The sequence below is a fragment of the Vibrio sp. 10N.222.55.A1 genome (assembly GCF_041473835.1).
GTDB classification, from domain to species: Bacteria; Pseudomonadota; Gammaproteobacteria; order Enterobacterales; family Vibrionaceae; genus Vibrio; species Vibrio crassostreae_C.
Genome location: NZ_JBFRSX010000015.1, coordinates 1 through 13,570 on the forward strand (window position 1 = coordinate 1; position 13,570 = coordinate 13,570).

At 43.9% G+C, this 13,570-nt stretch carries 9 protein-coding genes and 2 pseudogenes; 5 read left to right on the top strand and 6 right to left on the bottom strand.

What is annotated here, in order from left to right; translation table 11 throughout:
• Both AB4493_RS04380 and AB4493_RS04385 read left to right on the top strand, forming a co-directional pair.
• Window positions 1-242 (top strand): annotated as a pseudogene (locus tag AB4493_RS04380) (radical SAM protein); the annotation flags it as partial.
• 10 nt (window positions 243-252) lie between these two features.
• Entirely contained in the window at window positions 253-606 is a 354-nt protein-coding gene (locus tag AB4493_RS04385) for a hypothetical protein (protein ID WP_372154562.1), read from the top strand.
• A gap of 388 nt (window positions 607-994) precedes the next feature.
• On the opposite strand, the pseudogene AB4493_RS04390 reads toward AB4493_RS04385, so the two are convergent.
• The 3 genes and pseudogenes from AB4493_RS04390 to AB4493_RS04400 all read right to left on the bottom strand — a co-directional run.
• A pseudogene (locus tag AB4493_RS04390) lies at window positions 995-1,675 on the bottom strand (MFS transporter); the annotation flags it as partial.
• Window positions 1,665-2,813 carry a phosphotransferase gene (locus AB4493_RS04395; protein ID WP_372154563.1) on the bottom strand — a complete coding sequence of 383 codons (1,149 nt, stop codon included), beginning with the start codon at window positions 2,811-2,813 and terminating at the stop codon, window positions 1,665-1,667. The pseudogene AB4493_RS04390 and the gene AB4493_RS04395, both read right to left, overlap by 11 nt.
• An 11-nt stretch (window positions 2,814-2,824) precedes the next feature.
• Window positions 2,825-3,109, bottom strand: coding sequence for a GNAT family N-acetyltransferase (locus AB4493_RS04400; RefSeq protein ID WP_004732803.1), 285 nt, complete (start codon window positions 3,107-3,109; stop codon window positions 2,825-2,827).
• 274 nt (window positions 3,110-3,383) lie between these two features.
• Here AB4493_RS04400 and AB4493_RS04405 point away from each other — a divergent pair, with 274 nt between their 5' ends.
• A complete protein-coding gene (locus AB4493_RS04405; protein WP_017065025.1) occupies window positions 3,384-4,130 on the top strand; it encodes a flagellar brake protein in 747 nt (248 codons plus the stop codon).
• A gap of 167 nt (window positions 4,131-4,297) precedes the next feature.
• Here AB4493_RS04405 and AB4493_RS04410 read toward each other — a convergent pair whose 3' ends face one another.
• Window positions 4,298-6,658: a Lon protease family protein gene (locus tag AB4493_RS04410; RefSeq protein ID WP_017061577.1), complete on the bottom strand. Its 2,361-nt coding sequence runs from the start codon at window positions 6,656-6,658 to the stop codon at window positions 4,298-4,300.
• A gap of 240 nt (window positions 6,659-6,898) precedes the next feature.
• Between AB4493_RS04410 and AB4493_RS04415 the strand changes: the two genes are divergently transcribed.
• Together AB4493_RS04415 and AB4493_RS04420 are read left to right on the top strand one after the other, a co-directional pair.
• Window positions 6,899-7,393 (top strand): hypothetical protein, encoded by a 495-nt coding sequence (locus AB4493_RS04415; protein ID WP_029235272.1) that lies wholly within the window; start codon window positions 6,899-6,901, stop codon window positions 7,391-7,393.
• Window positions 7,394-7,405: 12 nt separating this feature from the next.
• Window positions 7,406-9,034 (top strand): ABC transporter ATP-binding protein, encoded by a 1,629-nt coding sequence (locus tag AB4493_RS04420; protein WP_372154564.1) that lies wholly within the window; start codon window positions 7,406-7,408, stop codon window positions 9,032-9,034.
• Between the two features lie 322 nt (window positions 9,035-9,356).
• On the opposite strand, the gene AB4493_RS04425 is transcribed toward AB4493_RS04420, so the two are convergent.
• Window positions 9,357-10,370, bottom strand: a complete 1,014-nt coding sequence (locus AB4493_RS04425; RefSeq protein ID WP_372126514.1) for a LacI family DNA-binding transcriptional regulator — start codon at window positions 10,368-10,370, stop codon at window positions 9,357-9,359.
• A gap of 96 nt (window positions 10,371-10,466) precedes the next feature.
• Complete coding sequence (locus AB4493_RS04430) at window positions 10,467-13,565, bottom strand: GH116 family glycosyl hydrolase (RefSeq protein WP_372154565.1); 3,099 nt, start codon at window positions 13,563-13,565, stop codon at window positions 10,467-10,469.
• Window positions 13,566-13,570 lie beyond the last annotated feature (5 nt).

The following is a 13,570-nucleotide window of genomic DNA, read 5'->3' on the forward strand; positions in this document are numbered from 1 at the left end:
GTATGCTCCCGCCCTGGGGGTTACCTGTCTTTGCAGAGTCTAACTCTACGATGACAGAATCATACTTGATGATTGATCCTCAGGGGCGCTTTTACCAGAATTCCGCCAATAAATCCGGATATAAGTACAGTGAGAATATTAATCTATGTGGTGTAGAGAGTGCCCTTGCTCAAATTCAGTTTAATCCAAGAACCTTTGCTTCAAGATATCGCAAAGCCGATATTAACGTTGTAGAGCTTTAAGGATACCGGTATGAAAAGCGAAACATGTTTGGGAAAAATGTCCGGCCAACCCTTAACTGAATATTACACCGAAGATGATGCTCAAAATGCAGCAGAGTATTCTAAAGAGCATTATGGCAATGATTTAACTCCTTACAATTGCACTAAGTGTGGACTTTGGCATCTATCACCACGGAGTAGGCAAACCTCAAGTAAAAAATGTAGCCGTTGTACTGGTCGAGACGGCGTTTACAAGGACTCTTATCACTCCAAACGGGAAGCTCGGCTTAGAGCAGATATCATCTACGAAGAACACGGCATTAGCTTACGGACCTATAAATGCAAATATAGCTCAGGATGGCATCTAACAAAGGATGAAAAATAGATATTGTAGTTGCTAACATTGCAATTTATGCAGTGTTAGCACCATATCCGCCCCAAAAATACCTGAGGACTGGATAAGCATATATGAAGATAAGTATGTAAAATGTTCACATGCCAAAGTCAGATTCTGTTGGTTGATAACACATAATGAGATAAAGGCGTGTTACGATCTCAATCTGAGAGGCCTTTAGGTAAAAATGCATGGGTAAATGATTGATTACTGATGATGAGCTTACAGAAAGTGTAAAGAATGAGCTCAAAAATCAAAATATATTACATAAAGCAGTAATTATGTAAAGAATGTGGCAAGAAAAAAAACACACGCACCATACAGCGCGGTACGTAGAGAGCTTTACCAAATATCAAGCAAGTCTAGTTACTCTGTATAATGCAAATACGGTGAAGATTTGTCTTCTCGCACCGCTCATAAACGTTAGCGCGTAGCAGAGCCAGTAACGCTTTCGCAGCACCAACTTCTTATTCTGTGGCGTCTTGGTTTGAAATTCAGGGAAACCAAAGGTCATCACCAAAACCAGAATAAAACCAATACCGCCAGTAATACCGTACACCCAAGCAAAGTCGAGCTTCAGCTGTTCTAGCATCACCCAGATAGATCCGTAAGTGATTAAGGATGCCAGTGCGCCGACTGAGATCATCTTACCTAGCATCTCTGGCGCTTCTTCTTTACTCAACCATTGCAGTGACAAAGACTGCTTCAGCGTTTCAAAATAGTGAAAGCCCGTCGACATTAAAATGGTAGTCAGCAACAATCCAGTGAGTGAGGGGAACAGACCCGTAATCGCGGTGCCTACAGTGAGCATCGCCAGCGATATCAACATGAAGCGTTGCTCACGAATGAATGCCAACACAAACACTACGGTAAACGCTAAGAAACCCGGGATCTCACGCACACTTTGCAGCAAGCCAATATCCGCACCATCAAAGTTCGCCTTCTCAATCACGAAGTTATTAAGTAAAGCCATCCAGCTCGAAAACGCGATCGGTACAACAATCGAAATCAGTAATAAAAAGTTTTGCGGCGTTTTCCAGCTCGCGGTTCTATCGAACATTGACGGACTCCTGTTCGTCTAATTGAGTGAGCACTCGTAAGGTCAACTGCTCAGTATAAGGGTTAATCTTCCAATGCTCTGGGCTCCAGCCTTTTACGAAACGTTGGAAATCGGCCCACGCCACGTAAAACATTGGTCGCCATGCTGCTTCTACCTCATCAAATGAAAGGTGTGGCTGATAGTACGCCAATGCCTCTTTCAAGTAGTGGAAGTAAGCATCTAGTACTTCTGATTCAAGCTCTGCGCAATCTTGTGGCCTAATCGCGCTGCTCATGAACAAGGCGACGTCTTTCATCGCACAGCCGTAACCCACATATTGGAAATCGACCGCAGCTGCTCGCTCGCTTTCAGAATCAAAACAAAAATTGGCGAGCTTGGCATCGCCATGGACTAAGGTTTGATATGGACACTCTTTGAGTAAACGGTCGATGTGCTTGGCTTGATTCTTCAATGGTAAATCAGCCAAGGCATTGAGCTCATCAGGACGTGTATCTAGATGCCAATAAGTACCGACTTGCCACAATGATGACAACTGCTCTTGATTGATATTGATATGCTTTGCGTGAAAGTTAGCGAGCCATTTAAGGCAAGCATCGCGTTGTTTTTGCTCTTCTCGTGTGTAACTAGGTGCCTGATAGTCAGAAGCAGCAAGCACATCAAACTGAGAGATCAACGGGAAGCCAATATCCGCTAAGTCTTGCATCACTATCAGCCACTCATTCTCTTCTAGTTCACATTGCAGCCCAACAGGTACAGGGCAGCGCTCGTCCCATTGTTGGGTGAATGACTGATACCAAGCTGTTTCCACTTGGTAAGAGTGTACCTTTCGTTGGTGAGAGAGTTTGGTATTCCAACCCTTTGGGTGTTCAGCTTTATCTGGCAACGCGACATGTTTAACAATCACACTCTTGAGTTCCGCACTGCTTTCTTGAGAAAAGACTAAGCGAACTAACTCGCCATATCCACCCCATAGGCGTTGAATCACTTGGACATCAAACCCTTCATGACAACCCAGCGAGGTCGCTATTTTTTGATAAAGCTCATTTTGATAAAGCTCTTGTTGATAAAGCTCTGGCTGATTTTGACTTGAACCCGCTTCAGGTTGAGCTCGATTATTCGACGATATTGATTGAGACATATTACTCGTTGTTATGCTTTATCGGATAGAAGGTGTGACCACTGTGGCTGCCTATTCATGTAGTGAACCACATAGCTACAAACCGGCACAATTTTGAAGCCCGCTTGTTCAATTTCAGGCAATACCGACTCCATCATCACCTTCCCAAAGCCCTTGCCTTGCAGTTCATCAGGAATGCGTGTCGACGTGATATGTAGTACATCTCCGTCCTTTTGATACTTAACGACCGCGAACTGGTTGGGTTCTAACTCTACCGTGATCTGGTTCACTTCTTGATCCCATTTTACTGCCTGCATTCTCAACTCCTGCAAATAATTGATACGACAAACAATAAAAGTTTGAAGTATGAGTTCCTTGTAATAGACTAGCGCAAGTGCATATAAATAAAACTAAGTACTTACAATCAAAGAAAATATTATTATAGCGTGTGGTTATAAATAAAATTCAAACCAATTAAAAGCACTCTATAAATTGCGTTAGTACACCTACTAAATCTAGCACGTAATAACCCCTTGTTAGCAAGTTACCAGTATAACTAACAGACGCATGTTGGCGCATGGAGAACATATAATGAACGCACCCCTGAAGAAGCCTTTGGAGCATAATCAGGCACTTCAAGACCCTCGTAATCGCACCGTTTCCACCATCAATAGCACTGATGCACTGGCCATGATTGAGCACGGCAGTGAGCTGACATTAAATGTCTCGACTCCCGTTGGCACGAAGTTTCTCGCCACCACCAAGTTTATCGGAACGCACAGTGATAACTGTATTGTGGTTGAGGTTCCCGAGGTATCCAATGAAGATCTGAACTTTTTCTTTCAAGAAGGTTTTTGGATGACCGCTCGTGCGTATTCTCTACGAGGTGAAGGCGCGCTTATCCACTTTAGAAGCCAAATTCACCATAAGATTGGTGAACCCTTCCCTATTCTAGTGCTGTCTACACCAAGCACGATGCAAGTGACTCAGCTACGTAAAGAAACACGCTATGAAGTGAATCTGGCTTCAAGAATCATCTTCAACGACCAGCGAGCAAACTGTGAGATACGAGATTTATCGAAAAGTGGTTGTCGTTTCGTTACCTCACCAACCTCTCGTGCGATTCAGATTGCCGATCGCGTGTCTATTGAGATAACCCCTGAGAACTACAATGGCCCACTGATTCCGCCATTGCGAGGCATCGTCTGTAATTTACAGAAATCGACGCACTACGCTCGATACGGTGTCGAATTTGATGATATTGGCAGAGCTAACGCCAAACACTTATTGGCAAAACTGAAGTTCGATGGCACCAAGCTCTGCTTGCGAAACGGTTAACACCATTTAACACGCAACTTTTACCGAATACCGTAAGCTGACCAAATACAAATAGCTCACTGGCAAACTAAACCTCAACCAACAAAAAAGCCATCGATTCTAGAATCGATGGCTTTTGCGTTTTGGCTGTTTGTTTGTTTATTTGTTTAGCTATCTAGATATTCAAACTATTTGCGCAGTGCGTTCAGTTTAGCTTGGGCGATACCAAAGATAGTATCAATTGGATAGCTACCCTCATCACTCGCCTCACCAGCGGCTTTGCCTGTGAACAGTTCAATCGCCTCTGTTACATGGTCAATCGCCCAGATATTAAACTCGCCCTTTTCAACCGCTTTCACAATATCGCTACGCAGCATCAGGTTGTGAACATTTGAACGTGGGATGATCACCCCTTGTTCGTTTGAACGCCCTTTGATTTCACACACATCAAAGAAACCTTCAATTTTCTCGTTCACACCACCAATTGGCTGAGACTCACCAAACTGGTTCATCGAGCCTGTAATCGCGATGTCTTGACGGTTTGGCTGCTTAGAAAACGCTGACACCACCGCACAGAACTCAGCCATACTCGCACTGTCACCATCGACGCCACCATACGATTGTTCGAAGGTGATGTTAGTGGTGAGCGGGACTTTGGCTGTCTTGCCAAATACGGAAGAAAGGTAAGCCGACAAGATCATCACGCCTTTTGAGTGAATGCTGCCACCTAAGTCTACGTTTCTTTCGATATCAATCACTTCACCATCGCCGTAAGCCGTGGTGGCAGTAATTCGGTTTGGCGCACCGAACATGTGATCGGTGGTGCTTAATACAGACAGAGCATTCACTTGCCCAACCGCCTGACCATCAACATGGATCAGTGTTGTGCCGTTGGTAAACGTCTCCATCACACTGTCTTGCAGTCGTCCGACACGCATCTGTTGGTTAGATAACGCTTGGTCGACGTGTGTTGCTCGAATCAGGTTCGACTTTGAACCTCTCGCCACGTAGTTTGACTCACGAAGCAGATTAGCAATGTGTGCCGAGTGCAGAGACAATTTACCTTGGTCACCCGCCTGACGAGAGCTGTGCTCAATGATGCGAGCGATCGCTTTACGGTCACAATGCAGCATGTTGTTGTCGTGCACGATACTCGAAATAAAGCGCGCGTAGTGCATTTCAGAATCGGGAGTACGCTTCATCTCATCTTCAAAATCGGCCGTCACACGGAACAATTCACCAAACTCTGCATCGTAGTGTTGCAGCAGTTGGTAAGTTCGGTAGTCGCCAAACAGGATGATCTTGACGTCCAATGGAATCGGCTCTGGATCAAGCGATACCGCGCCCGTTAAGGTCACCTCTTTCTCTAATGAAGTGAAGCTCAATTGACGTGAACGCAGCGCTCGTTTCAAGCCTTCCCAAACGTACGGCTGCTCAAGTACCTTCACCGCATCCATCAGCAATACGCCACCGTTAGCTCTGTGTAAGCTACCTGCGCGAATCAATGAGAAGTCAGTAAAGACAGTACCCTTGAACGTCGCCGTTTCTACATAGCCAAACAGAGAGTGATAATTTGGATTCTCTTCCACCACGATCGGCAGAGTCTCCTCCTTTTGGCTCACAATCACGTTAACCTTGTAGCGACGCGGCATTTTCTTATCCAAAGAGGCCGTTGCAACTTCTGCTTGCTCCGTGCTCTCTTCTAAGAAGATGTCAGCGTTGTCGACAATGTCTTTACGCAGTGCCGTTAGGTACTTTTTGATGTCTGGATATTGGCTGTAATCCTTCTTCAATTGCTTGATGAAGTGAGTGATCACGTCTCGCGCCGTATCATCATTCAGCTTTTGAATTTTCTCAGTGTACGTCTCTTCAAGTTCCGTCAGTTCGCGAGAAATGGTTCGTAGGCCGACTTCCAATCCATCAATGGTTTTATCAAATTGATCTTGTTCTTCCGGCGAAAGCAGATCGAAGCTCTCTTCGGTATGAAGATCATCACCATTCATTGCCACAAATTGGTAATCACCCTGAGTGGTAATCGTCAGGTTAATGCCTTTGTCTTTCGCTTCTTGACTAATGCTTTCTAACGCGGCTTGTTGCTTAGCTGCCAGTTGATTTTTAAGCCTGTCAGCACGGCTAAAGTACATCTCGTTATCAAACGCTAGAGGCATACCTTTCAGCAGTTTACGCATCAATTTTTCAATATCTTGCTTTAAACTGCTGCCAACGCCACGCGGCAATTTCAGTACCTTAGGTGTACGAATATCTTCAAAGTTCGCGATATAACACCAATCAAAAAGCTCCTGCACTTCTTGAGGGTGACGGTTCAGATAGCGCAAGATCATGGTGCGTTTACCCAGACCATTTCGCCCTATCGCATAAATGTTGTAACCCTTTTCCTTGATTGACATCGCGAACTCAACGGCTTTTTGTGCCCGTTCCTGCCCGACGATTTCGTCAATTGGAGCCAGTTCTTTGGTCGACTTACATGGTAGCTTGTCTAAATCCGCCACCTGATACAGCTGTTCTGTATTGAGTCTTTGCATCGCCATCGCCGCCTCCTTAGTCCTTCATTACTTGGGTGTAGATAAAATCAGTGTAGATGTAATTTCCTACAAATTTAGTGACTTACGCTACACAGCTGTTCAACTGAACAAATAACACACAATTTAAGCCATTTTTAGGAATAGCTCGTTATTTAATTCACCAACTTAACATGTGAATGATTTTAATTTGCAATTGATAATAAATATCATTAACATTTTCAGATATTATAAATTGAGGATGTGGATATGGAAATTGAACGATGCTGGATGCACTACCTAAAAGCTGAACAGTTAATGGAACAAGGTCACTGGCCTGAAGCACAGCGCCTGTATGGTGATGTTCTAACCTCACTTCCTCATCACATCCAAGATGCAGCATACCAAAGCGATATTAAGCCTTGCCAATTTGCCTGCCTGCTTGCCGGGTTAAGAGACGCAAGTGTCGCTCAATCAGAGATACTCAACCGATTAGGTCAGCATCAACAAGCCTTCGATACCTTGAATCAATCTTACGCTCTGATGCAATTTATCTCTCTTGAGAACACTGAGCTGATTCAACGTACCTTTGGGTTATTGGAAAAGCAGAGCGAAGATTTACTCAATCACCTGATCGCTTTTTGCAGCGCTCAGCGCAGTTCGCATTGGATGCTCGAACTAGAACAAATTCAACGTGCTCATCACCATTTTGGGCAACTTAAAACAACGTCAGAAGTTCAATCTTCACCTAATGTCTTAAATTGATAAGGATATATCATGTCGGACCGGGCCATACTTAAAGTCAATAACCTCTCCGTTAGTTTCACAACCAATGATGGAATCATTGATGCGGTCAAAAAGGTTAACTTTACCCTTAACTCAAGCGAAACCTTGGCCATTGTTGGTGAATCAGGTTCAGGGAAATCCGTCTCTTCCAACGCGCTTATGCGTTTGCTTCCTGATAACGCGATTATTGATAAACAATCAGACATCGAGTTTGAGGGACAATCGATTCTTGGGAAAACTGAGCGAGAAATGCAGTCGATTCGTGGCGATAGAATCGGCATGATCTTTCAGGAACCGATGACCTCTCTCAATCCTTACCTTCGTGTTGGCATTCAAGTGGCAGAAGCTATTATGTGTCATCGTAAAGTGTCAAAGTCTAAAGCCAAACAGCGAGTGATTGAGCTGTTTAATCTTGCGCACTTGCCAATGCCAGAAAAGTCGTACACCAAGTACCCTCACGAATTTTCGGGTGGTCAGCTGCAACGCATCATGATCGCAATGGCGCTGATTAATGAACCGGATATCCTGATTGCTGACGAGCCTACAACTGCATTAGATGTAACGGTTCAAGCTGAAGTGCTTGCTCTTATCAAAGAGATCCAAGGCAAGATGGGAATGGCAATTTTGTTCATCACCCATGACTTAGGTGTGGTGAAACACTTTGCAGACCGCGTGCTAGTGATGTGTAAAGGTGAGCTCGTAGAAGAAGGGATGACTCAATCTTTGTTCGATAGTCCTAAACATGATTACACAAGAATGCTCATTAACTCGATTCCGAAAGGCGCTAAGGTTCCTGTTGAGGCGTCAGCCCCAGAGCTATTGTCTGCTGACGACATCCGAGTTCAGTTCTTGGTTAAATCACATTTCATCAAGAGTAAAAGTCAGTACTTCGAAGCCGTAAAAGGCATTTCGTTGAATCTTAAACAAGGCGAAACGCTAGGCATTGTGGGTGAATCAGGGTCAGGTAAATCGACCCTTGGACGTGCATTAATCGGCTTGCTGCCAAGTACCGGACGTATTGTTTACAAAGGCCAAGACGTTAGCTTATTAAATGATAAAGAGCGTCACAAGCTCAAGAAAGATGTCCAAATGGTGTTCCAAGATCCTTATGGTTCTTTATCACCACGCATGACCGTTGGGGAAATCATCACCGAAGGCTTAACGGTGCATCAACCTCATCTATCCAAGCAAGAACGTTTAGAAAGAGCGCGCAAAGCATTGATTGAAGTTCGCTTAGAGCCGAATTCAATAAACCGTTATCCACATGAGTTCTCTGGCGGGCAAAGACAACGTATCGCGATTGCTCGCGCACTGATTCTAGAGCCCTCTTTCATTTTGCTGGATGAACCAACTTCAGCACTCGATCGCTCAGTACAACTGACCGTGATTGACCTGCTAAAAGACATTCAAGCCAAGCACAATATCGGCTTTCTGTTCATCAGCCACGATCTCTCGGTAGTAAAAGCACTGTCGGATCGTGTACTGGTGATGCAGAAGGGTGAAGTGATGGAAGAAGGGTCTGCCGAAGAGATTTTCAATGCGCCGAAAAATGACTACACCAAGAAGTTAATCGCTGCGTCATTCGACTTAGAAGATAAATCGAAAAAAAATGCCGCATAAAGGGAACTAATCAACATTAACAGCGTCTTATATGTACATTCTGAATATTTATCGATACTCAAAATAATTGGAGTTGCAGCTAGGCAACAAATAAGTTCAGCCCTATGAGCATAGGGGTTCTATGTGATTAGGGTGAACTTAGGCAGTTAACAACGCTGCAGCTTCAAGTATGAAGAGTAGAATGGATTGAAATCTAGAATGGATATAGCAAAACTGGTTTGGCCGCCAAAAGAAAAATGTCGCATGGATGCGACATTTTTCGTTTCTGAAGGGAAATAATGTGTCTTTGACTGTAACTCCCTATGATTCAATCATTTCACAACTAACGATACAGAGACTTGGTCGACTCTCTGACGATTAAATCTATCGGTGGTAGTCGTGCTTCATGCCTCTCACCTGAAAGTAAGTTCAAAATCGACTGAGCACACACCTCTCCAATCTCTTCAATTGGCTGCCTTAATGTTGTTAACGCAGGTGTGAAATACTTAGACGTTGGCAAGTCATCAAACCCAATCACTGACACATCTTCTGGCACTTTATAACCGTGGTCAGACAGCGCCTTAATCGCCCCGTAAGCCGTTTGGTCATTTGCAGCAAACAAGGCGGAGAAGTGAACCTTAGATTCAATCAACTCTACCGTTTTCTCGTAGCCAGACTCACTACTGAAATCACCCTGTTTAACGAGTTTTGGCATCACTTTTATGCCCGCCTCTTGAAGTGCTTTCTTATAGCCTTCAAAGCGATTTCCCGAATCAGGTTGACTTGAAAGTCCCTTAATATGAGCAATATTCACATGCCCTTGTTGCAGTAAATGTAAGGTTGCCATGTAGCCGCCCAACACGTTATCAATGTTGATGGAGCGGACGTTATTCTCAACAAAATCGTAGCCAACCATCACGATAGGAATGTCTTGTGCATACTTGGTAATCTCTTCTTGAGTAATGCTTCCTGTCACGATGATCATGCCATCCACGTTACTTTTTGCGAGATACTCCAACGCGTGCATTTCTAACTTTTTCTGCCAATGCCCTGTCGCGATTACTAACGAATAACCTTGAGCGATCAGTGTTTTCTCCATGTCATTGAGAATACGGCTGGTATAAGGGCTGTCAGGGTGTTGCACCAACACACCAATGGTGAGTGAACGTCGGTTGGTGTTTTCTTGCATTTGAAAATTAGGTTTGTAGCCAGTGTCTTTAATCGCTTGCTCGATGTTCTGGCTTTTATCATCCGACACATAAGTGGTTCGATTAAGAAAACGAGAAACTGTGCTGGGAGAAACACCAGCCAGTTTTGCTACATCGTATACTGTTGTTTTTTTTGTTTTAGTGCGCATCTCGAACCCCTAATCAAGTGACATTCGGGGAGCTTTAAGCTCCCCATCAGTTTCAACCTGCATACCACTGCTTTAGCTGAAAATCGTGTCATTAAGTTAATACAAGTAGGCGAAGATCATCCCCGGTCTAAAGTAACGACCAGCCGTATATTTCAAGCCAGTACTCAGTAACCATTTGTGTAAGCCTGCCAGCTTTTCTAACGGAATTTCACCGCTCACCATTTTAACAAAATTATCAGTATCTTTCGTCAATGTTGGATTGATCCGACCGTCAGACAGCACACAGTTTTGATATTTAAGTACACTTAGCCAGTTTTTCGCATCATTTTGCGTCAATTTAAAGGCTTCTATAAGATATTTCTCATTGACAGACACAGAGCAATTGAACCCTTCTGGCGCTGCAAATGGAATTTTTGAATAGTCATAGAGTGCGGTATACACGGTATCCATCAATGTTTCTGCTTGCTGGTTTTTACCTGCCAGACTCAACGCCGTTGCGACACTAAACTGCACACCAATCCACACATCTTGAGCCTGAAATGCCTCATGCGGCGAACCATCGGCCAACGTCATATTCGCAACCCCAAGCTTAGGGCTGTTAATTTCGAAGTTATGCTTATAAACATAGTCTAGTGCGCGTTGGATGTTCTCTTGCGGGAAAATACCTTCTAAACCGATGAGCTTTAGGTAGCTGTCAGCCAATAAAGCATCGCCAAAGCTGTTGTCTGAATCAGGTACTAAATCTAAGTAGTCTTGTGTAAAGGCTTGAGGCGCGGTCTCGCTCAATAAGCGCTTCTTAGATACTCTTTGAGACACCTTGCTGATGCTGATTGAAGTATCTGTTTCATTGAGATAGGTATTAAGCGTGTTCTTATCGGCAATCGCATCGCCCGTCAAAGTTAGGCCTAAGGTTTCCAGAGCTTGGTAGCCTTCACCCGTTAGATGCTTGGCTTGAACTGGCGTCACGAAGAAGTGGTAGTAACCCTCTTTGTCATCCCACAAGCTTTGCTCAACCGTGGCTAACGCCTTTTTAGAACGCGTTAAGTAACCGCTAGCTCGCTCGCTTTCACCCATCAATTGTGCAAGTTCGCTCGCGGCTTGCAGGCCAGCAACCCACAGGCTCGCACAATAAATAGAGATGCCGTGAGAAGCTAGGTTATCAAAGGTATCGTCTGTGCCTCGGGTTAGTGGTAAATCGTCACCCTCAGCGATCAAATTCGATAAGAAATCGATGCTTTCAGTTACCGCTTGCCAGCACTCATTAACCACAGAGAGATCTTGGGTGTTTTGATAATGGCGGTACACCATCAGAATGTATTTCGGCGCTAAGTCCTTCCATTCCTTAACATTATGCCAGCTATACGCGTCAGGCTGAATGTCGAACGGGCTACCCAAATCGTGGATTACTGCACCTCGAATCGCACGCACACCTTGGTACTTTTCATCAATCAATTCAGCATTCGGGGTCGCTTCATATTCCCAGTAACGGCGCTGAGTGAAGTCTTCAGCCAAAATCGCTTTTGAGAACTCTTTCATTACGCAGCCATCAAGCTCCGGCAGCAAGTAAAGCAGTGAAAATGAGCCGTAAAAATACACATCCAGAGAGTTAAAGAATGGGTAATCAACACACTCTTTCACTAGGAACTTATCTTCTTTATCCCATACCGTAGATTCGGCTAAAAACGATAGTGAGTTCATCGCCATCGTCGCATAGCGCAGCGCTGATTCAGGCTGTGATATTTTGCTTTGAGCTTGCTCTAGGAAAGCGATCTGTTGCTCAATAATCTTCTGCTCAATCACCTCAAGCTTTGGCAAAACATCTTGTAACATCGGTAAGGCAGGCTTTGCTTGTGGGTAGAATTGCGTGTAAGCCTTGTCTGAGTGCCAGCCATTGAGCATAACTTTACTGTGTGCCATCACCTGTGCGAAACGCAGGTCAACGGATTCGCCCGGCTCCAACTCAACCTGAACCACGACCAATGCGCTCAATGCTTCACGCCCCGTGTAAATTCCTGTTTGGAATTCCGCGTTGGTACGGCCTGTTTTCAGTGCGAACTCTGTTTGCTGAGCTGTCTTAGAGGTATAAAGCGTTGGTTTGACAGAAATCGAAACCTTACCAGATTCAGTCAAATGGTTATCCGCTTGAACACCAAACACCACTTCGCCTTCAATATCGCTTTGATAAGGCGATTGGCTAGACAATTGAACACCCGTAAAGCTGTGTCTTTCACCCTTTAAGTTAACCACTTCATGCTGCTGAGCAATCGGATTTTGAGACAAGGTACATGCCGAATCCTGAATACCATCACGGCCTTTTTGGTAGGTTGAACCAATCAAGTTTTGTAGAGGCTGAGCAAACGTAATCACGCGTGTTTGCGATGAATTATTGGTTAATTCGAAGTGATTCCAGTGCATCGGTAAAGAGCAAAGGCGTTTGTTCTCTTTAACGATCGGAGAGACGACCTTACGCTTTATATTAATATCTTCGAAGCTACTGTATTTATATTCAGCTAATGGATACAAAGCTTGATATTCTATATCCTTGCCATTAACACTATCTATATCACGGCCATTGATATTATCCATATCATTATTATCACCCGCAGTGAGTGATAATAATCTCGTTGTATCATTTATTAATAAACCATTAAAGAAATCTAAGGCTACATATAATTGACAAATAATCGAAGATGAATCTTCTTCAATCAATAATTGAGTCTTATTTGAAAATTCAACGTTCCATTTTGTAAAGTTATCTTTATTTTCTTGGTAGAAGCGACCATTTTTTAATGCTGCTTGAATGAGACTAATCGCATTCGACATTTCTCGACTTTCAATCTTTTTGCCATCGAACAAAGCCGGATAAAAGTTCAGGTGAACGCTTAACTCTTGTTCATTAAGAACTTTCAGCGTGTCGATGGTTGGCACATTCATCACTGACGCATAAAAATCATTAAAATTAATAGCTTGCTCTGAACAATCGACAAATATTCCCGGAATAAAGCTGAAGTTCGGCGTGTTGCCGTTTGGTGTGAGTGTAAATGTGTTACCAATTCCGCCGACTGCCATACCGGTATTTTCTGGTGTAGTCGAAATTGGCGTGTACCAAGGTTGAATAAATTCAACTGCATCACCTTTTTTACACAAGTGTTCTGAATTTCCTGAGTAGCTCGTATATGGAATTTTATTATTCATTTTAA